The organism is Sinorhizobium americanum, assembly GCF_001651855.1.
Lineage (GTDB): Bacteria > Pseudomonadota > Alphaproteobacteria > Rhizobiales > Rhizobiaceae > Sinorhizobium > Sinorhizobium americanum.
The window spans coordinates 18,089-38,504 of sequence record NZ_LNQC01000061.1 but is presented as its reverse complement, the minus strand read 5'-3'; the positions used below and the strand labels follow the sequence as shown (position 1 = coordinate 38,504).

19 protein-coding genes are annotated in these 20,416 nt (G+C 63.5%); 4 read left to right on the top strand and 15 right to left on the bottom strand.

All coding sequences use genetic code 11. From position 1 onward, the window contains the following. Window positions 1–342 precede the first annotated feature (342 nt). Window positions 343–2,295 (top strand): M23 family metallopeptidase, encoded by a 1,953-nt coding sequence (locus tag ATC00_RS17950; protein WP_064253836.1) that lies wholly within the window; start codon window positions 343–345, stop codon window positions 2,293–2,295. A gap of 75 nt (window positions 2,296–2,370) precedes the next feature. On the opposite strand, the gene clpB is transcribed toward ATC00_RS17950, so the two are convergent. From clpB to ATC00_RS17915, 7 genes are all read right to left on the bottom strand, one after another. Next, complete coding sequence (clpB, locus tag ATC00_RS17945) at window positions 2,371–4,977, bottom strand: ATP-dependent chaperone ClpB (RefSeq protein ID WP_064253835.1); 2,607 nt, start codon at window positions 4,975–4,977, stop codon at window positions 2,371–2,373. Window positions 4,978–5,383: 406 nt separating this feature from the next. Next, entirely contained in the window at window positions 5,384–6,022 is a 639-nt protein-coding gene (locus tag ATC00_RS17940; RefSeq protein WP_064253834.1) for a DUF4167 domain-containing protein, read from the bottom strand. Between the two features lie 316 nt (window positions 6,023–6,338). Beyond that, window positions 6,339–7,235 carry a peptide chain release factor N(5)-glutamine methyltransferase gene (gene prmC, locus ATC00_RS17935; RefSeq protein ID WP_064253833.1) on the bottom strand — a complete coding sequence of 299 codons (897 nt, stop codon included), beginning with the start codon at window positions 7,233–7,235 and terminating at the stop codon, window positions 6,339–6,341. 7 nt (window positions 7,236–7,242) lie between these two features. Beyond that, entirely contained in the window at window positions 7,243–8,325 is a 1,083-nt protein-coding gene (prfA, locus tag ATC00_RS17930; protein WP_064253832.1) for a peptide chain release factor 1, read from the bottom strand. Between the two features lie 70 nt (window positions 8,326–8,395). After that, a complete protein-coding gene (gene ptsP, locus ATC00_RS17925) occupies window positions 8,396–10,663 on the bottom strand; it encodes a phosphoenolpyruvate--protein phosphotransferase (RefSeq protein WP_064253831.1) in 2,268 nt (755 codons plus the stop codon). Between the two features lie 92 nt (window positions 10,664–10,755). After that, on the bottom strand, window positions 10,756–12,030 hold the full coding sequence (locus ATC00_RS17920) for an aspartate kinase (protein WP_064253830.1): 1,275 nt from the start codon (window positions 12,028–12,030) through the stop codon (window positions 10,756–10,758). Window positions 12,031–12,215: 185 nt separating this feature from the next. After that, complete coding sequence (locus tag ATC00_RS17915; protein ID WP_234782352.1) at window positions 12,216–13,106, bottom strand: methyltransferase; 891 nt, start codon at window positions 13,104–13,106, stop codon at window positions 12,216–12,218. A gap of 300 nt (window positions 13,107–13,406) precedes the next feature. Between ATC00_RS17915 and ATC00_RS17910 the strand changes: the two genes are divergently transcribed. Further along, window positions 13,407–13,952 (top strand): dihydrofolate reductase family protein, encoded by a 546-nt coding sequence (locus tag ATC00_RS17910; RefSeq protein ID WP_037388487.1) that lies wholly within the window; start codon window positions 13,407–13,409, stop codon window positions 13,950–13,952. Between the two features lie 122 nt (window positions 13,953–14,074). Continuing rightward, a complete protein-coding gene (gene ubiG, locus ATC00_RS17905; protein ID WP_064253829.1) occupies window positions 14,075–14,821 on the top strand; it encodes a bifunctional 2-polyprenyl-6-hydroxyphenol methylase/3-demethylubiquinol 3-O-methyltransferase UbiG in 747 nt (248 codons plus the stop codon). Window positions 14,822–14,840: 19 nt separating this feature from the next. Here ubiG and ATC00_RS17900 read toward each other — a convergent pair whose 3' ends face one another. The 4 genes from ATC00_RS17900 to ATC00_RS17885 form a co-directional block, all read right to left on the bottom strand. After that, a complete protein-coding gene (locus tag ATC00_RS17900) occupies window positions 14,841–15,269 on the bottom strand; it encodes a DUF1178 family protein (RefSeq protein ID WP_064253828.1) in 429 nt (142 codons plus the stop codon). Beyond that, the gene (locus ATC00_RS17895) at window positions 15,266–16,123 is read right to left on the bottom strand and encodes a carbon-nitrogen hydrolase family protein (protein ID WP_064253827.1); all 858 of its coding nucleotides are present in this window, start codon (window positions 16,121–16,123) and stop codon (window positions 15,266–15,268) included. The genes ATC00_RS17900 and ATC00_RS17895 overlap by 4 nt, the downstream gene beginning before the upstream one ends. Window positions 16,124–16,212: 89 nt before the next feature. Further along, complete coding sequence (grxC, locus tag ATC00_RS17890; RefSeq protein ID WP_173827777.1) at window positions 16,213–16,497, bottom strand: glutaredoxin 3; 285 nt, start codon at window positions 16,495–16,497, stop codon at window positions 16,213–16,215. A gap of 20 nt (window positions 16,498–16,517) precedes the next feature. After that, window positions 16,518–17,294 (bottom strand): ComF family protein, encoded by a 777-nt coding sequence (locus ATC00_RS17885; protein ID WP_234782351.1) that lies wholly within the window; start codon window positions 17,292–17,294, stop codon window positions 16,518–16,520. A 58-nt stretch (window positions 17,295–17,352) separates the two neighbouring features. Between ATC00_RS17885 and ATC00_RS17880 the strand changes: the two genes are divergently transcribed. After that, window positions 17,353–18,252: a methyltransferase domain-containing protein gene (locus ATC00_RS17880; RefSeq protein ID WP_064253826.1), complete on the top strand. Its 900-nt coding sequence runs from the start codon at window positions 17,353–17,355 to the stop codon at window positions 18,250–18,252. A gap of 46 nt (window positions 18,253–18,298) precedes the next feature. Here ATC00_RS17880 and ATC00_RS17875 read toward each other — a convergent pair whose 3' ends face one another. The 4 genes from ATC00_RS17875 to ATC00_RS17860 form a co-directional block, all read right to left on the bottom strand. Further along, window positions 18,299–18,472: a Flp family type IVb pilin gene (locus tag ATC00_RS17875; protein ID WP_037388497.1), complete on the bottom strand. Its 174-nt coding sequence runs from the start codon at window positions 18,470–18,472 to the stop codon at window positions 18,299–18,301. A gap of 108 nt (window positions 18,473–18,580) precedes the next feature. Further along, window positions 18,581–18,901 (bottom strand): hypothetical protein, encoded by a 321-nt coding sequence (locus ATC00_RS17870; RefSeq protein WP_037388500.1) that lies wholly within the window; start codon window positions 18,899–18,901, stop codon window positions 18,581–18,583. Window positions 18,902–19,162: 261 nt separating this feature from the next. Then, on the bottom strand, window positions 19,163–19,576 hold the full coding sequence (gene mutT / locus ATC00_RS17865; RefSeq protein ID WP_037388503.1) for an 8-oxo-dGTP diphosphatase MutT: 414 nt from the start codon (window positions 19,574–19,576) through the stop codon (window positions 19,163–19,165). Window positions 19,577–19,579: 3 nt separating this feature from the next. After that, window positions 19,580–20,389, bottom strand: a complete 810-nt coding sequence (locus ATC00_RS17860; protein ID WP_037388510.1) for a GNAT family N-acetyltransferase — start codon at window positions 20,387–20,389, stop codon at window positions 19,580–19,582. Window positions 20,390–20,416: the final 27 nt, after the last annotated feature.

Below are 20,416 nucleotides of genomic sequence, written 5' to 3'. Positions count from 1 at the left end.
CGCCAGCAGCGCCGCCGCCCTCGTCAGTGATCGGGCTTATAGACCCGCTCCCTTTCCCCAGTCAACAACGATTTTTAAAAAAATGACAGTTTTCTGACAAAGCCCGAGAACTCAGGCCTTCGCGGCCTACCGAATTGTTCTACAAGGGTGATCGCCGCCTGTGGAAAACCCTCCTGCCCTCACTTTTTCACAATCGACCGATCTAAGCGACATTGATGTTTCAGCATGGAGGCGGGGCCTCCGGCCGGCGATTTGACTTCGGGGCGCGGAACATGCACATCTTTCGCGCAACGTATCGACGTTAAGAATACGGCAAGAGCAATCGGGGACCTCCAGTTTGGCATGATCAGCAACAGGAACATGCTGCGGTCGCTCGGCGATCAACCGCCGATCCTTGCGGATGGACGCCGCGCGCCGGACCGGCGCGAAATCTCCATGCGCTGGCTGTCGGGCACGTTCCTGACCGGCATCACCTCGAGCCTCCTGATGGGTGTGGCGCTTTTCGCAGCACTTGACGGCCGCCAGCAATTGGCGATCCCGGCGGAAGCCTTCGCGGCGGTGGATCCCGCCGCGCCCGGCGCAGCGCCGATCAGTGCCGCCAAGCGCGGCAACCGGATTCTTTCGCCCAACATCGTCGCCAAGCCGGCCGACAAGACGGTCATGGAAGTCTCGACGATGATCCATGACGGCGAGAAGGAAGTGGTCCGCCGCCAGCCTTTCGTTCACGTGAAGATGGCGCTTGCCGCCAACCATCAGGCTTCCGAGGACTATCCCGCCTTCGACCCACTGGCGATCTTCTCAACCGATGAGGCAGAGGTCGAGCCGCCGGCGAAAACCGGCACCATCTACGGCTCCGACGTCGAATCCGAAGTGGCGCTGAAGACCGTCAATTTTCCGCTGAAGGGATCCGGCTTCAGCTTCGCCCCGTCGATGTCGCTCGACGAAGTCGAAGAAAATGTCCGCACCAACGGCTCCGTCCTGACCGAGGGCAACACCCAGGTCGCCTCCCTCTTCTATGTCGACCCGCAGCGGTTTGCTTCCGACGCCGACAACCTCGATTTGATCCAGGGTCTCTCGGCCCGGATCGTCGAGGAGAACATGACCGTCTCGACCCACGAGACCATCACCGAGCAGAGCACGGAATATGCCGACGACGTGATCCCGGTCCGCCGCGCCGCGCCGATCGCCACGGTGCTCGTGAACGCAGGTTACGCCAAGGCCCAGGCCGACGACGCGGCCGGCTATATCGAGACCGCGCTCGGGGCGAAGGAACTTGGCGCCGGCGACGTCCTGCGCATCGGCATCATCCAAAAGGGCGAGGAAGCCAGGATCGTCCGGGCAACGGTCTATTCGCGCAACCGGCACGTACTGACGATGGCGGTCGACGATCACGGCCGTTTCGTGCCCGGTGCCGAACCGCCGAAGCTCGATGCGGTTGCCACCGCCTTCGACGACACCGGGACGCCGGTGATCACCAGCGGTCACGATCTGCCGCGCGTCTATGACGGCATTTATCGGGCCGCCCTCTCCTACGGCATGAATGCCGAGATGATTTCGCTGATCGTCAAGCTGCTGGCGAGCAATGTCGATTTCCAGGCGCAGCTCAAGCCGACCGATTCGCTGGAAGCCTTCTTCTCGGTTACCGATGAGAGCGGGCAGGCGACCGAGGAGTCCGAACTTCTCTATGTCGATGCCAAATTCGGGGATGCCGAGACTCGGTTCTACCGCTTTCAGGACCCGGACGACAATTCGATCGACTATTTCGACGAGGCCGGCAAGAGCATCCGCCAGTTCCTGTTGCGCAACCCGGTTCCGAACGGCCACTTCCGTTCCGGCTTCGGCATGCGCCGCCACCCGATCCTCGGTTTTTCGCGGATGCACACGGGCGTCGACTGGTCGGCGCCGCGCGGCACGCCGATCATCGCCGCCGGCAACGGCGTCGTCGAAAAGGCCGGCTGGGATTCCGGCGGCTATGGCAACCAGACGCTGGTCCGCCACGCCAATGGCTATGTCTCGTCCTATAATCACCAGAGTGCCATCGCCAAGAACGTCAAGCCGGGCGCAAAGGTCGTGCAGGGCCAGGTGATCGGGTGGGTCGGTACCACCGGCCTGTCGACCGGCCCGCACCTCCACTACGAGCTGATCGTCAACGGCAACAAGGTGGACCCCTTGCGCATCCGCCTGCCGGGCGGCAAGTCGCTCTCCGGCGAGATGCTGGCAAAATTCGAGAAGGAACGCGAGCGCATCGACGAACTTCTCGGCAAGGACGATCCGAGCGAGGTCGCAAGCCAGTAGCGTTTTTTTACAAAGACGGAGACACGAAAGGGCCGCCGTATTACGGGCGGCCCTTTCGCATTTCGAGAGACGAGCTTACGCGGCTTCCTTTGCCGCGGCCGTGCCGCGCTTGAAGTTCAGCCGGTCGGAGCCGGCGACGATCTTGATCGCCGATCCGTCCGGAAACTCGCCCTGCAGCATCTTCTCCGCCAGCGGGTCCTGGAGATATTTCTGGATCGCCCGCTTCAGCGGCCGCGCGCCATAGGCGGGGTCGTAGCCCTTGTCGGCAAGGAAGGCCCGCGCCTCCTCCTCGAGCTCCAGCGTGATCTTCCGCTCGCCGAGCAGCTTGCGCAGCCGTTCGAGCTGGATGTCGACGATCGCGCCCATCTCCGAGCGGCGCAGCCGGTGGAACAGGATGATCTCGTCCACCCGGTTCAGGAACTCCGGCCGGAAGGCGGCTCTGACCACCTCCATGACCTGATCGCGGACGGCGTCGCTGTCCTCGTTCTCGCCGAGCCCGGTGAGGTACTCGGCGCCGAGATTCGAGGTCATGATGATCATCGTATTCTTGAAGTCGACCGTGCGGCCCTGACCGTCCGTCAGGCGGCCGTCGTCGAGCACCTGCAGGAGCACGTTGAAGACATCCGGATGCGCCTTTTCGATCTCGTCGAACAGCACGACCTGATAGGGCCGGCGGCGGACGGATTCGGTGAGCGCACCGCCCTCCTCGTAGCCGACATAGCCGGGGGGTGCGCCGATTAACCGGGCGACCGAATGCTTCTCCATGTATTCCGACATGTCGATCCGCATCAGTGCCGTCTCGTCGTCGAAGAGGAAGCGGGCAAGCGCCTTGGTAAGCTCCGTCTTGCCGACGCCGGTGGGGCCGAGGAAGATGAACGAGCCGATCGGCCGGTTCGGATCCTGCAGCCCCGCGCGGGCGCGTCGGACGGCGCGGGACACGGCCTGGACGGCATCGCCTTGCCCGACGACCCATTTGGCCAGCTCGTCTTCCATCCTTAGCAGCTTTTCGCGTTCGCCCTCGAGCATCTTGTCGACCGGGATGCCGGTCCAACGGGATACGATATGGGCGATGTTGTCCGGCGTGACGACCTCCTGCACCATGGGATTGGCGCTCGAGCCGTCCTGGCTCTCCGCCTCGGCCAGCTCCTTTTCGAGATTCGGGATAACGCCATAGGCAAGCTCGCCTGCCCGCTGGAATTCACCCTTCCGCTGGACGATCTGGAGCTCGTTGCGCGCCTCGTCGAGCTGCTTCTTGAGGTCCGCCGCCCGGCCGAGCTTCTGCTTTTCCGCCTGCCAACGGGCCGTCAGCGTCGCCGCCTGTTCCTCGAGCGCCGCAAGGTCGAGCTCCAGCTTCTCGAGCCGGTCCTTCGAGGAAGCATCGGTCTCCTTCTTCAGGGCTTCGCGTTCGATCTTCAGCTGGATGACACGCCGATCGAGCTCATCGAGCTCCTCCGGCTTTGAGTCGACCTGCATCCTGAGCCGCGAGGCCGCCTCGTCCATGAGGTCGATCGCCTTGTCGGGAAGGAAACGGTCGGTAATGTAGCGGTTGGAAAGCGTCGCCGCGGCCACCAGCGCGGAGTCGGATATCCGCACCTTGTGGTGCTGCTCGTATTTTTCCTTGAGGCCGCGCAGGATCGAGATCGTGTCCTCGACCGTCGGCTCCTCGACGAACACCGGCTGGAAACGGCGGGCGAGCGCCGCATCCTTTTCGACATGCTTGCGGTACTCGTCGAGCGTCGTCGCGCCGACGCAGTGCAACTCGCCGCGCGCCAGCGCGGGCTTCAGGAGGTTCGAAGCGTCCATCGCGCCGTCCGCCTTGCCGGCGCCGACCAGCGTATGCATCTCGTCGATGAAGAGGATGATCTCGCCCTCTTCGGAGCGCACCTCGTTGAGCACGGCCTTCAGCCGCTCCTCGAACTCGCCGCGGTACTTCGCACCGGCAATCAGCGCGCCCATGTCGAGGGCCATCAGCCGCTTGTCCTTGAGGCTTTCCGGTACGTCGCCATTGACGATCCGGAGCGCCAGGCCCTCGGCAATCGCCGTCTTGCCGACGCCCGGCTCGCCAATCAGCACCGGATTGTTCTTGGTGCGGCGCGACAGCACCTGGATCGTGCGGCGGATTTCGTCGTCGCGGCCGATCACCGGATCGAGCTTGCCGTCCCGCGCTTCCTCGGTGAGGTCGCGCGCATATTTCTTCAGGGAATCGAAGCCCTGCTCGGCATTGGCGCTGTCAGCGGTCCGGCCCTTGCGGATTTCGTTGATGACTTGGTTGAGTTTCGTGGGCGTGACGCCTGCTTTCGACAGGATCGAGGCCGTTGCCGCCGAGCTTTCGATCGCCAGCGCCAGAAGCAGGCGCTCGACGGTCACGAAACTGTCGCCGGCCTTCTTGGCCGCCTCTTCCGCGGCGGTGAAGACCTTGGCGAGCGGCTGCGACAGGTAGACGGAACCGCTGCCGCCCGTCACTTTCGGAAGCTTCGCCAGCGCCGCGGCCGTGCCCGCCCGTGCCTCGCGCACATCACCGCCGGCGCGTTCGATGAGCGAGGCCGCCATGCCTTGATCGTCGTCGAGCAGCACCTTCAGCACATGCTCCGGCGTGAATTGCTGGTGCCCTTCGGCCAACGCATGGGTCTGCGCAGATTGCAGGAAACCGCGAACCCGCTCGGAATATTTCTCGATATTCATGTCTTGCCTCCATAGTCCGGCGAGCCCGTCGTCGTGGCACTGGCCGGCGTTTCAGGATCAGGCTCCCGCATTCGGCAAGCCCGCTACTGCATGTCTCCTTAGTTGTCCTCGATTTAAGGACAAAGACATGCAGCGATTCAAAGTGCTACAGCGACCTTTGCGCGTCAGATAAGACGCGCGGCGCTGTAGTGACAGCTCGTTCCCGTGTTGCGCGGGCCTAAGTCTTCAAAGCGAATATGGGGCGATATTTTCGGAAATTAAAGGGCGTCGGAAAGCGGCATTCCGCGAATCTTTCCGTGCAGGGCGAAGACCGACCGCCACGCCCCCGAGTTGGCATTTGGCCAATGCGAAAAGCCCGGCCGTCGGGCCGGGCTTTTCGCAGATAGGCAAATCTCGTTTGCTGGCGCTATTCCGATGCCGCCAGGGCCGGGGCGTCGCCGGCAGGCTGTCCCTCGGCCGCGGGCTCGTCCCCTCCATTGCGGCGCGGCTGGCGCCGCGGCCGGGACGCACTGCGACGCCGCGAGGCCGAGCGGCCGGAAGCCGCCGACGTTTCCTCGTCCATCGCGACTTCGGCGGGCATGCCTTCTATCACCGGCTGCGGGCCGGAGCCGTCGATAACCGGTTGCGGCTCGCTGGGGGTCGGCGCCTGAGCGGGTGCTGCGGCGGCCGGAGCCGGCTCGGCATAGACCTGATCCAGATCATCCTGATCACGGTCGAGATCGCGCTCCTGGTAGTCCTGGCGCTCTTCACGCTGGAACCGGTCCTGCATCTGCGCCTGTGCTGCCGCAATGATGCGGTTGTAGTGCTCGGCGTGCTGCAAATAGTTTTCCGCCATGACACGATCGCCAGAGCTCTGGGCGTCGCGCGCAAGTGCCGAATATTTCTCGGCGATATGCTGAGCCGTACCGCGAATCTTCACGTCCGGGCCGGAGCTGTCGTAGGTCCGAGTCAAGGGATTGGATCCCTTGCGGTTGTTGTTGTTATTATTGCTTCCGTTGTTGTTATTCCGCCCACGGCCGCGCTTGTTCTGCTGTCCTGGCCTCATCGTCCATTCACCTGAATTTTCTTGCTAATGATAATCATATGGTTCCGTATCCCGGCCGGATTGTCCGCGCCCGAGAAGACACGCGCCACGGCAGACCGCCTGTTCGCGATCCCGGCGCCGGCTGACGTCAAATTAACAGGTACCCGCACAAGGCACTGTCGAACCCTAGCAACTCTTTCTTGAGAGCAATCCCCGTGGCCAGGTCATACTGGAACGAATCTCTGGTCCATGACCTTCTGCCCAGTGCGCGGCCAGAAACTAGCCCGCTTCCTCCGGGATTCCAAGCCCTTTCTTTGCACATCCAGAAAAGAGGGCGCTAGTGCAGCATTTTTTCAACGGTCGTGCTGCCTTTGACGTCCTGCCCGAATATCAGGACCCGGTCGTTGCCGCCAAGGTCCTTGCGGCTCTCAAGCAGGCGGAAGCCCCGCGCTTGGAACAGCGCCGTCACTGCCTGCTTTTGATCGAAACCGATTTCCAAGCCTACAACTCCGTCCGCTTCGAGATGGCGGCCGGCGTGTCGAGCAATGGCACGGTAAGCGTCAAGCCCGTCAATTCCGCCATCCAGGGCGGCAGCCGGATCATGGTATCTAACCTCCGGCTCAAGCTCGCCTATGACAGTGGACCGGATATACGGCGGATTTGAGACGATGACATCGAACCGCCCTTCCACCGCCTCGAACCAGTCGCTCTTGAGCGTCTGAAAGCGTTCGGCGAGCCCGTTCCTCTTCGCGTTTTCGCGGGCCGTCGCCAAGGCGTCTTCCGATATATCGGTACCGGTGCCGCGCGCTTCAAGTACCCCGGCGAGAAGGGCGAGGCAAATTGCTCCGGTTCCGGTTCCGAGGTCGATGAGCCGGCAGTGTCCCTTCCCAGCGGCTATGCGGCGCACGCGGGGTATCAGGCCGTCGACCAGGGTTTCGGTGTCCGGCCGCGGCTCCAGCGTTTCCTTCGAAAGCGTCAGGGTCAATCCATGAAACTCGCGCTCGCCAAGAATGCGATAGACCGGCTCACGCGCCACCCGGCGATCGATAGCGGCGCGGATACGCGTTGCATCTTCCGGGCCGACCGGCTCCCCTCCCCTTGCCATAAGGCCGGCGAGCGACAGGCCGAGAAGACCGGAAATCAGGTGCCGGGCATCGCCGGCCGCATTTTCGATGCCCGCTGCCTTCAAACGATCGCGGCTTTCGGAAAGCAGCCTGTCCAGTGTCTCGGGCATCGCCGGCTCAATTCTGCCGCTCGCCGAGCAGGGCGAGCTGGCTTGCCTGGTGATCCGCAAGCAATGCGTCGACGACCTCGTCGATCTCACCCTCCATCATCCGGTCGAGCTTGTAGAGCGTCAGGTTGATGCGGTGGTCGGTCAGGCGACCCTGCGGGAAGTTATAAGTGCGAATGCGCTCCGAACGGTCGCCGGACCCCACCTGGCTCTTGCGGTCGGCGGAGCGTTCGCTGTCGGCCCGCTGGCGCTCCATGTCAAAGAGTCGGGAGCGCAGCACCTGCATCGCCTTGGCGCGGTTCTGGTGCTGCGACTTTTCCGAGCTGGTGACGACGATGCCGGTCGGCAGATGGGTGATGCGCACCGCCGAGTCCGTGGTGTTGACATGCTGGCCGCCCGCCCCCGAAGAGCGCATCGTGTCGATGCGGATATCCTCGGGGCGGATGTCGATATCGATCTCCTCGGCCTCCGGCAGCACGGCGACGGTCGCCGCCGAGGTGTGGATGCGGCCGCTTGCTTCCGTTTCCGGCACGCGCTGCACTCGGTGGACGCCGGACTCGAACTTCAGCCGCGAGAACACGCCGCGCCCGGAAACCGTCGCGATGATTTCCTTGTAGCCGCCGGCCTCGCCCTCGCTCGCCGAAAGCACCTCGACGCGCCAGCCCTTGCCTGCGGCGTAGCGCTCGTACATGCGGAACAGGTCGCCGGCAAAAAGCGCCGCTTCCGACCCGCCCGTGCCGGCGCGGATTTCGAGGATGGCGCTTTTTTCGTCGGCTGCGTCCTTCGGCAGGAGCAGTATCTGGATCTCCTCTTCGAGCGCTTCGATCCGCTCCTCCACCTCGGGCTTTTCCATTTCCGCGAGGTCGCGCATCTCCTTGTCCGTCGCCCGGTCGGCGAGCATGGCCTCGATATCGGCGAGCTCGGCACACGCCTTCTCGTAAGCGCGGATCTTCGTCACGACCGGCTGAAGCTCGGAATACTCCGATGCGAGCTTCACATAGACGTCGGCCGCGGGCCCCGCGGACATGCGTGCCTCGATCTCTGCGAACCGCCGTTCGAGCTCGCGCATCTTTTCAACAGGAAGCTTTGCCAAGTCTCACTCCAAACACGTCCGCCCCGCCCGAACCGGGGTTCGGACGAGGATGAAGACGTTCTCGATCAATCTATACCGGTATGCCGTTTGCCGCGGCGAAATCGACCAGAAGCTGGCGGATCGACGTCTCGGACTTTGCATCATCCAAGGCGGCATTGAGCACCTCGGCCAGTTTGTCGGCGTCGAGCGCCAGCAGCATGGCTTTGACAGGCCCCACGGCAGTCGAGGCCATGGACACCGAGCGGAAGCCGATCCCCAGCAGCGCCATGGCCGAAAGCGGCTTGCTCGCCATTTCGCCGCAGAGCGTCACCGGCGTGTCGTTGCGTTCGCCGGCGCGCACGATGTCGCGCAACATTCTCAGGAACGGACGGCCGAGACTGTCGAAACGGTCGGACACGCGGGCATTGCCGCGATCGACCGCCATGGCGAACTGGAAGAGATCGTTCGACCCGACCGAGACGAAATCCACCTCGGCCATGAGTTCGTCGAGCTGCCAGAGCAGAGCCGGCACTTCCAGCATCGCCCCGAACTGCAGCTTGCGCGGCAATTGCTCGCCGAGCTTCGACTGCCGCTCGATCTCCTTCTGCAGGAGCTCGCGCGCGACCTTGAGTTCCGCCACCTCGGTCACCATCGGCAGCATCAGCTTGAACTCGGCGCCGGCCGCCGCCCGCAGCATCGCCCGGAACTGGGTGCGCAGCAGGCCCGGCCGGTCGAGCGACAGCCGGATGGCGCGCCAGCCGAGCGCCGGATTCTCCTCTTCCGCCGCGCGGAAATAGGGCACGACCTTGTCGCCGCCGATATCGAGTGTGCGGAAGGTCACCGGCTTACTGCCCGTCTGCTTCAGGACGTTGCGGTAGAAAGCTTCCTGTTCTTCCGCCTTCGGCATCGTCGAGGCGATCATGAACTGCAGTTCGGTGCGGAAGAGGCCGATGCCTTCGGCGCCTGCCTCGTTCAAGTGCGGCAGGTCGACCAGGAGCCCGGCGTTCATCTGCAGCGTGATGCGCTTGCCGTCCTTCGTCAGCGGCTCGACATCCTTGAGCGCCCTGAATTGCGCCTGCCGGCGGGCGCGGAAGCGCACCTTTTCCTCGTAGGAGCGCTGCAGGTCGGCGACCGGCCGCAGGTGCACCTTCGCGTCGTCGCCATCGACGATGATCGCGTCGCGGTTTTCGGCAAGCGCCACCGCTCCTGCCGCCTGCCCGACGACCGGAATGCCCATGGCGCGCGCGACGATGACCACATGGCTGGTGACGGCCCCCTCTTCCAGCACGAGACCGCGGACGTTCTCGCGCGGATAATCGAGCAATTCGGCCGCGCCCATGGCGCGTGCGACGATGATCGCGTCGCTCGGGAAATCGGCGGCCGACAACTTCGCGCCGTAGCCGGAGAGTTGGCGCAGCAGCCGGTTGGCGAGATCGTCGAAGTCATGCATCCGCTCGCGCAGATAAGGATCCGTCAGGCGGATCATCCGTGCCTTCGTCTCGCTTTGCACCCGCTCGACCGCTGCCTCCGCCGTCAGGCCGTTGCGGATCGCTTCCTCGAGCTTTCTCACCCAACCACGATCGTGGGCGAACATGCGGTAGGTCTCGAGCACTGCCCGGTGCTCGCCCTCCATGGACACGTCGCGCCGCGACAGCATGTCGTCAATCGAGATCCGCAGCGACCCGAGCGCCTCGGCGAGGCGCTGCAGTTCGTGCTCCGTATCCTCGTTGAGCAGGTTGGTGACGACGATCCTCGGCTCGTGCAGCACCACATAGCCAAGGCCGATGCCTTCGCCATAGCTGTTGCCCTCGATCGAAACGGGGCGCGAAAGGTCCAGTTCAAGGCCGGGCTTGGTGATCTTCTTGAGCTCGCCGGTCGCGACCATTTCGGCAAGCACCATGGCGGTCGTCTCGAGCGCCTCGACCTCGTCCTCGCGATAATTGCGCATCGCCTTGTTCTGAACGACGAGAACGCCGAGCGCGCGCCCGGTGCGCAGGATCGGCACGCCAAGAAAGGAGTGGTAGATCTCTTCGCCGGTCTCCGGGAGATAGGTGAAGGCCGGATGCGCCTGCGCGTCGGAGAGATTGAGCGGGCGCGCCGAGGCGGCGATCGTGCCGACAAGACCCTGGCCCATCTTCAGTTGTGCCAGGTGCACGGCGGTCTTGTTCAGACCTTCGGTCGCGTAAAGCTCGAGCACGCTGTCGGAGCGCAGCACATAGACGGAGCACACTTCCGCGACCATGTTCTGCGCGATCTGGCGCACGATCCGGTCAAGGCGCTCCTGCGGCTCGAGCGGTTCCGCCATGAGCTCGCGCAACCGCTTGAGGAGAACGCGCGGACCCGCGGAAAGGTCTCTCATCGCGTAGGGTCTCCCGAATAAGAATATACGACGGCACGTGACGGGAGGCGCAGCCCTTGGCGGCCGCGAATCCCCAATCGAATGCCTGCTGTCTAACTCTTATCCAGACCGTAGGCGGAATGCAAAGTGCGAACCGCCAATTCCGCGTATGGACCGTCGATCAGGATGGAAATCTTGATCTCGGAGGTGGTGATCGCCTTGATGTTGATGCCCTTCTCGGCAAGCGCCCGGAAGGCCGAGGCGGCAACGCCCGCATGGCTGCGCATGCCGATACCGATGACCGAAACCTTGACGAGGCCGGACTCCGACTGGACAACGTCGTAGCCGATCTTCTCCTTATTGTCGGAGAGCACCTTCAGCGCCTTGTTGACGTCGCCGGACGGCACGGTGAAGGTCATGTCCGTCTTGGAGCCGTCTTCGGAAATGTTCTGGACGATCATATCGACGTTGATATGAGCTTCGGCGAGCGGCCCGAAAATCGCGGCGGAAACGCCCGGCCGATCGGCCAGGCGGCGCAGCGAGATCTGGGCTTCATCCTTGGCATAGGCGATGCCGGTTACGACTTCCTGTTCCACGATCTCATCCTCATCACAAATCAGCGTTCCGGGCGGGTTCAGAAGGTCACCCATGCCCGGCGCATCGGGATCCTCGAAAGACGAGCGTACGAAGGTACGCACCTTGTGCACCATGGCGAGCTCGACCGAGCGCACCTGCAGAACCTTGGCGCCGAGGGAAGCCATTTCCAGCATTTCCTCGAAGGCGACCTTTTTCAGTCGCCGCGCCTTCGGCTCGATGCGCGGATCGGTCGTGTAGACGCCATCGACGTCGGTGTAGATGTCGCAGCGGTCGGCCTTGACGGCGGCGGCGATCGCGACGGCGGAGGTATCGGAGCCGCCGCGGCCGAGCGTCGCCAGGCGGTTGTCGGGACCGAGCCCCTGGAAGCCGGCGACGACCGCCACCTGACCCTCACCCATACGGCGGACGATGTCGGCGCCGTCGATATCGAGGATGCGGGCGGCGCCGTGGGCGTTGTCGGTCTTGATCGGCAGCTGCCAGCCCTGCCAGGACCGGGCGTTGATGCCCATCGACTGCAGAGCGATCGCCAGCAGGCCGGAGGTCACCTGCTCGCCGGAGGCGACCACGGCGTCATATTCGCGCGCATCGTAGAACGGCGCATTCGAGCCCGCGACCTTCGGCATGTTCTCGACCCAGCCGACCAGTTCGTTGGTCTTGCCGGACATCGCGGAAACTACGACGGCGATCTCGTGGCCGGCATCGACTTCGCGTTTCACATGGCGGGCGACATTGTGGATGCGGTTCAAATCTGCGACGGAAGTCCCGCCGAATTTCATCACGATGCGTGCCATTTCGCCTCTACCGTACCAACATGTTTCGCGCCCGCGCCCGACAGCACTCCCGCCGCGCCTGACGATCAAAAAGCAGAGACTTCTCGGACATCGGCCAGCCACCGCTTCGGGGAGCGGAAAGTCGCGGCGTCTCTTAGCGGATCAAGGGGCGGCGTGCAATGGGAGGGTGGAGGAAGACTTGAGCGTCAGCAGGGCACAGCCTCCAGGATCGAAACTGACGATGCCGTGGGAATGACCTTCATCAACTCGAAGCCCGCCTCGGCCAGGAGGAAAGTGTATTCGGCCTCGGTACGCTCGCGCGCCCGGCCGAACATCGCCATCATCTGCATATCGATGAGATACTCCGTCTGGCGTCCCTGCGAGGGGTCGAGCGGCATAAGGGCTTCGACGACAAGCAGGCGGCCGCCGTCCCGCATCGCGGCCCGGCAGCACTGAAGAATTCGCTGCGCGTCCTCGTCGGGCCAGTCATGCAGGACACGGACGAGTGCGTAGCGATCCGCTTCGGACGGAAGGCTCTCGAAGAAACTACCGGCCTGCGCCGTTATCCGCCCCTTCGCCAGCATGTCGGGAGAGACGGACGCGACCACATCGGCGCGGTCGAAAAGAATGCCTTTTACGCCGGGGTGCCGCGCGATGATCCGGCGCAACGTCTCGCCATTGCCGCCGCCGACGTCCACGATCACGTCGGTGTCGGAGAAATCATAGGACCCGGCAATGGCATCGTGCCGATCATCGGGAAAATGGGCCATGAACGCGTCGAAGAGCCGCCCCTCTGTCGGATTGTCCCGCAGGTAGCTGAACCGATCCGTTCCCCAGGCCGCCTCGTGCGGCACCCCGCCGCGGAGAGCGATCTCGAGAACCTCCCAGGCGCGCCAGGAGCCGGTCGCGGTCCAGAAACGCGCGCTATAATACAGGCTGTGCGGCGCATCGGGTCTCAGAAGCAGCGAGCGCGTCGTGTGCGCGACGTTCCCATCGCGATCGAGCCGGAATATCCCGAAGGCTGCGAGAGCCCGCAAGGCGCGCAACAGCGGCTCGGTAAGGACACCGCTTTCTCTCGCGAGAGCGGCAACGCTCATCGAGGCTTCCGGCGCTATCCTGTCGGCAATCTCGAGATCGCCGAATGATCCGCGACACTTGAAAGCCGCGAATGAGTAGGTCCAGCGCCAATCGGTCGTCGTCTTCGCAACCGGGCATTGTCTCAGCCCCCACGCAAAAGCGTGAGCAGAAGAATAAGCCAATCCGGTCAAGAATGCCACGTTCGGTTGCGCAATATGGTTGCCGAATAAAACTACTTGCATTATTGCATCAGTTTTGCAAGTCTGTGTTCAAGGCAGATCGACAATTTCGAGCAACCACGCTCAACGGGAGGAAGGACAATGCGCAAGGTCATCATGTGGGACATGGTCAGCGTCGACGGATTCTTCGAGGCGCCGGGGCACGACATCGACTGGTTCGTCTTCGAGGACGAGCTCGCTGCTTATATCGGCGAGACGCAAATGGAAGCCGGCACGCTGCTGTTCGGCCGCGTCACCTACGAGATGATGGCGGCCTATTGGCCTTCGGCCGAGGGCGACATCGCCACATTCATGAACGGCGCCGAAAAGTTCGTTTTCTCGAAAACGCTCCAAAGCGCCGACTGGAACAACACGACGCTCATCTCCGCCGACGCCGTCGCCGAGGTCGAGCGCCTGAAGCAGCGCGCCGGCGGCACGATCTTCGTCTTCGGCAGCGCCGACTTTGCCGCCACGCTGACCGCCCGGGGACTGGTCGATGAATACCGTCTCGGCATCAATCCGGTGCTGCTCGGCAAAGGCACGCCGCTCTTTCAGAACATCCCTGAGCGCACCAAGCTGGACCTCACCCATATTCGCCCGCTGAAATCCGGCGTCGTCATCCTGCACTATCAGCCCGCCAGGGCTTGAGCCGTTCGCAAGGCCGCCCCTTGACATCGCCCGTCGATCGTCCGACTTCACGTCTCGACAGGGCGAAGCTCGGCAACCGACGCGATGTATCCGCCCGGACCCGGCAAGGCGAGGAGGCTCCGATGAGCGAGACGGCACGCACGACGATCGATCAGAGCGAGGTGGACCGTTTCTCGGCGATGGCGGCCGAATGGTGGGATCCGACCGGCAAGTTCCGGCCGCTGCACAAGTTCAACCCCGTACGCCTCGCCTATATCCGCGACAGGGTATGCGAACAGTTCGGCCGGGATCCGAAGAGCCCGCAGCCGCTGAAAGGCCTGCGCCTGCTCGACATCGGCTGCGGCGGCGGACTGTTGTCCGAGCCGATGGCCCGCATGGGCGCGGACGTCCTCGGTGCGGACGCTTCGGAAAAGAATATCGGTATCGCCAAGGCGCATGCGGCGGGCAGCGGCGTCAACGTTGACTACCGTGCCATGACCGCGGAGGCTCTGGCGGAGGCCGGCGAGAGTTTCGATATCGTCCTCAACATGGAAGTCGTCGAGCATGTCGCCGACGTCGACTTCTTCGTGACCACCTGCGCCCATATGGTGCGGCCCGGCGGCCTGATGTTCGTCGCCACCATCAACCGCACGCTGAAGGCCGCTGCCCTCGCGATCTTCGCCGCCGAAAACGTGCTGCGCTGGCTGCCGCGCGGCACCCATCAATATGAAAAGCTGGTCCGCCCGGAAGAGCTCGAAAAGCCGATCGAAGCGAGCGGTATGGAGGTCGTCGACCGAACCGGCGTTTTCTTCAACCCGCTCGCCAATCAGTGGAACCTGTCGAAGGACATGGATGTCAACTACATGATCGTCGCCAAACGGCCGGTTTGAGAGCGGCGGCTGGGGCCGCTCAGTTCGTGTCGTCCGGAAGCACCGGCAGCGGCGTGATCTCGATGCCTTCCTCGAGCAGCGCGCTCGCCTCTTCCGCGGTCGCCTTGCCGATCAAGCCACGCTGGTCGGCCTCGCCGTAGTGGATCTTGCGGGCCTCCTCGGGAAAGCGCTCGCCAACATCTTCGGCATTGGCGCGGATCGTCTTGACCATTTCACGAAGTTTGGCGATCGTCTCCTTCTGCGCCTGGTCCATGACGAGAGCCTGCCGGGCCTCCTTCTTACGGGCAGTGGAGACGGTAGGCGCCATCAACTGTTTGCTGACGGAGCCGGAACCACAGGTGGGGCAGGTGACGAGGTGAGCATTGGCCTGCCGCTCGAAGTCGCCGCTGGATGAGAACCAGCCTTCGAAACCATGGCCGTTGTCGCAGGACAGATTGTAGCAGATCAAGCTGCAACGCCTCCTTTCCCAGCCGGGACCACCTGATCGAGCACGAAATCGCGGGCGTTCTTCAGATTGGGGATGCGCGCTCGCGCGCCGCTGACCGCGGCCACGTCGATTTCCGCGATAAGGACCGCCTCACCGGCCGGGCCGGCCTTCGCAAGCACCTTGCCCCAGGGATCGACGATCATCGAGTGTCCGAAGGTTTCCCGTCCGTCCTCGTGCTGCCCCGCCTGGGCAGCGGCAATGACGAAGAGCCCGTTCTCGATGGCGCGTGCCCTCAGCAAGATTTCCCAATGCGCCTCGCCGGTCTGGCGCGTGAACGCCGCCGGCACCGACATGATCTCGGCGCCGGCCACCGCCTGCTGGCGGAAGAGCTCCGGAAAGCGGACGTCATAGCAGATCGCAAAACCCAGCTTGCCGAAAGGTAGATCGACCATGCGCGCCGTGGCGCCGGGGCGATAGACGGCGCTCTCGCGCCAGCTCTCGCCATTGTCGAGATCGACGTCGAACATGTGGATCTTATCGTAATCGCAGATCTTCTTGCCATCCGGCCCGAACAGGAAGCCGCGATTGGCGACCTTGCCGTCCGGAAGCGCAATTGGCGTGGATCCGACGTGAAGATAGACGCCGAGCTCACCGGCAAGACGCGCCGCCTCCCGCACAACGAGATCGCCGGCTTCCTCTTTCAGCACGGAACGCAACCCCGTCCGGTCGCGCTGGATGGCACCGGTCATTTCAGGCGTCTGAATGTAGACGGCACCCTCGGATGCGGCTTCGCGCACCAGACTGACCATCGTTTCGACGTTCCTCGCCGGATCGACACCGGAGCACATCTGGACGGCTGCAGTCTTGAAACTCATTGCTCTTTCTCCCAAGCCAAAGCATCGGGTCTACCCGACCCGGACCATTCCTTTGAGCTTTCGTGCGATACTGCGCGCTTCGCCTTAACTCAAGCGGCGAGCATTTCGTCGAGCTTGCCCGCCCGGTCGAGCGCATGCAGATCATCGCAACCGCCGACCGGCACGTCGTTGATGAAGATCTGCGGAAAGGTCCTGCCGCCATTGGACCTTTCGATCATCGTCTGGCGGAGTGCCGGGTCATAGGTGGCATCGTGCTCCACGAAATCGACCCCCTTGCTCTCCAGCAGGTTCTTCGCTCTTGTGCAATAACCACAGAACTGACGCGTATAAATGACGACCGAAGCCATGATTTCGAATTGCTCCTTCGCCGGCATCATCGCCGGCCGTTTCTTCGTCATATAGGCTCGGACATCGCCATTGCAAAGGTCAAAACCGTTACGTCCGCGGCTCCCGCGCGTCTCAACGCGCGGGTCGCAGCGGAGACCGTTGCACCCGTCGTGTAGACGTCATCGACGAGGACGATGCGTTTCCCGGCGAGCCCGGATCTGGCGCTCTCGGGCACGGCAAAGGCGCCGCGGACATTCTCCTCGCGTGCCCGCGCGCCGAGGCCGACCTGCCGGCGCGTGCGCCTGATACGGCGAAGGACATCGGGGCGATAGGGCTTGCCGGCCCGTTCGGAGACGCAACGTGCCAGCTCCGCCGATTGGTTGAACTTTCGCCGCCAGAGCCGAAATGCGTGAAGCGGCACGGGCACGATCATATCGGCGGCCGCGACGCTGCCGTCGCTGGCCCGGATCATCCATTCGGCCATCATCCGCGCGAGATCGGTGCGGTCGCGATACTTCAGGCCGTGCACCAGATCGCGGGCAATCCCTTCGTAGAGGGACACGGAGCGCAACCGATCGAAGGCCGGCGGATTGGCAATCGCCTGCGGCGAAACGGCGCCCGGGCCGGGATCGAAGGCAAAAGGCGAGCCGAGGATTTCGCAATAGGGTCGGTCTATCAGGCGCAGCCCCGCCCAACAGGAGGGGCAGACGGCATGCGCGTCGCCGGTCAGCCGACCGCAACCGCAGCAGACGGGCGGGAAGACCAGATTGACCGCCGCCGCGCCGAACGCTCCAAACAGCGATCTCCAGCGCTTCCCCCGATTTCTCCAACCGTCTCGCTCCATAAGGTTGACTTTGTTCCTTTCAGGGTTTCTTTGCATCCGTGATTTCGGAGAGAGTATCGTGGAAATCGTCTTTGACCAGAGCCTCGTCGAGGCGCACCGGCGCAAAGCGCTGCACCGAGCCGACCCGAAAGCGACCTTCCTTCTCGATATCGTGGCGCAGGAACTGGCGGATCGCGTCAGTGTCGTGGACCGGTTTTTCGATCGAGCCATGGAATTGCACGGCTACACCGGCGCCACCGCCACCCGCCTCGCCGAAACGGGAAAGGTCGGCACCATCGAGCGAGTGGAAACCGACGAAGGCTTCGGATCGCCCCAGGCTCCTGTCACCGTTGCCCCTCTTGAGCGCATCCCGGCCGAAGCGCAAACTCTCAACCTGCTGGTATCGCCGCTGTCGCTGCACCTGACCAACGACACCCCCGGCGTCTTCATCCAGGCGCGCCGCGCGCTCAAGCCGGATGGGCTGTTCCTTGCCGCGATCCCGGGCAGCGGCACATTGCAGGAGCTTCGCGAATGCCTGCTGGCAGCGGAGGCGGAACTAACCAGTGGCGCGAGCCCGAGGGTAATTCCCTTCGCCGACGTGCGCGACATGGGCGGCCTTCTGCAGCGCGCGGGTTTTGCCCTGCCGGTCGCCGACACCGAGACCTACACGGTTCGCTACGATTCGCTCTTGGGCCTTCTCAAGGATTTGCGGGCAATGGGCATGACCAACCCGCTTAAGTCCAGAAGCCGCCGGCCGATGCCGCGCCGCTTCTTCCTGAGAGCGGCCGAGATCTATGCGGAACGCTTCTCCGATCCGGACGGCCGGGTCCGCGCGACCTTCTCGATCATCTACGTCTCGGGCTGGGCGCCGCATGAGAGCCAGCAGAAGCCGCTGAAGCCGGGATCGGCTAAGCAGAGGCTGTCGGATGCACTCGGGGCGAGCGAACACGCCCTGAAGGGTTCGGGGAAGCAGTCCTGAACGGCGGCATTTTTGCCCGCTCATGCCTGCCTCGCGTAAACTAAGACTAGGTCCAGGAGCCTTCAATCGCACCGGCGATCAAGTTCAGCACATTCAGCAATTCGTTCGAGAAGTTCTGAAGACCTATGAGAAGGGCGACGGAAATCAGGGCCGCGACGAGACCATACTCCACGACGGTCGCACCGTCTCGGTTGCGAACGAGATATCTTAGCTTGTCCATGCGTCCTCCGGCCCCATAACGGTAGCGAGGCGCCCTCGAAGAACTCCCGGCCGACCGTCTTATGGTCAATGCAAGCGAAAGACGCAGACTTGCGCGCGTTCGCTCGAATCAGCACCCGCTCCTGCTGCCATTTGCATCGATGATGCAGACGGCGCCCGGCATTTCCTGAAGCACGCTGCGGCGCACAGTGTAACGCTTCGCAGTGCCGCCGGAGGGAATCGAGCCGGTGGAAATATTGTCGTAGTCGATGGGCGTGTTTGCGAGCATCCGCTTGTCGCCTTTCGATGAGAGCATCGGCGTCAGGATCAGCGTCAGCGCGATCACTGCCGTCCCGAACAGCAGCGACAGATTGAGCACGCCCGTCCGGCGGGACTGGCTCGCCACCAGATCCTTGTCCTGAACAGTCCTCCAGAAATCCTCGTCCACCATTCCAGCCTCACAAACACCTCAGAGAGCGGGGCGAAGCACCCTTCCCAAGCTTCGACCTCGCCACAGCTGCTCGAAACCGACACGCCGATGACCGGAGCGCCGAAACTGATGGGCTTGATTGTGAAGCAGGGTGATAAACTTTTGATTAATAAATCTTAGAATTTAGGGGAATTGACCGGCGGCGGCGGTCGGTTTTCCCCCGATCACAGGCAAATTTATTAATGAGACGCCGGCAGCGACGTGCCGCCTTCCGCCCTGCGCCTAAAGGAGATCCATCAGGAACGGAATCAGCGGCTCGTCCGCCGGCGGCATCGGGTAATCGCGCAAGGCTTTCGGGCGCACCCATTTGATCAGCTGGCCCTCCCTCCCTTCAGCAAATCCCTGGTAGCGCCGGCAGACATAGAGCGGCATCAGCAGGTGAAAGTCGTCGTAACTGTGGCTCGCGAAGGTGAGCGGTGCAAGGCAGGCGACCTTGGTGCGGATTCCGAGCTCCTCTTCGAGTTCGCGGATCAGCGTCTCCTCCGGCGTTTCGCCGGTCTCGACCTTGCCGCCGGGGAACTCCCAGAGCCCGGCAAGCGTCTTTCCTTCGGGGCGTTGCGCCAACAGGATGCGCCCGTCCGAGTCGACCAGCGCGCAGGCTGCAACGAGCACAATCTTCTTTGCCGCTATTTCCATGCGTCAGATCCTCGGCGCGCGATAAAGGTAATCATAGACCTCGGCGAAACCGGCTTTCCGGTAAAGCCCGATTGCCGCCGTGTTGGCGGTCTCCACCTGCAGCCAGGCCTTTCTGGCGCCGCGCAGGCGCGCCCAGCGCAGCGACGCGTCGAGAAGCGCCCTGCCGACGCCCCGGCGCCTGACGGACTCCGCCACCGAGAACTGCATGATGCCGGCGAGGTCGTTGTCGTGAACCACGAGCGACACGGCCGTGGGACCGATCTCGCGATCCTCGAAGAGAAACAGGCCGCATTCGGGTTTGATGGCGTTGATGATCTCTGTCAGCGCCGGCTTCATCGCCGGATCCTCCTTGCCGATCTGGAGCCGCGCATCGACGAAGCGGCCCAGATCCTTGATCGGCAGGTGGTCCATGCCCTCGCCGAGCTCTCGCTGTGCGAGATCGAGCTCCATGACCAGACTGTGGCTGAAGGAGGTCCAGCCTTCGCCATCCATGTAGGCGATGAGTTGCGGCGGCGTGAGCGGCGTCTGCCGGACCGTGAGCGGCCGGCCGTGTTCGGCAAAGCGCCGCGCCGCCTTCTCGAGCCGGATGGCGATGTCGCGGTAATCGGACGGATCGAGCGGATTGATCGAATTCAGGCGCTTGGAGGGATGCCCGGCGGTCAGCCGGACAAGCCAGCTGCCGTCATAAACGACCGTCGCGGCCGGCCAGGCGCGAAAGCCCACCGCTTCGAGGCGCCGCACACTGGGAAGATCAACCATGCTTGCTCCAAGCGCCCCGCCCTCGACCGGCGGCCGTCTGTCGTTCGATGTCATATCCCGTCTCGATCAAGCTCGCGGCCG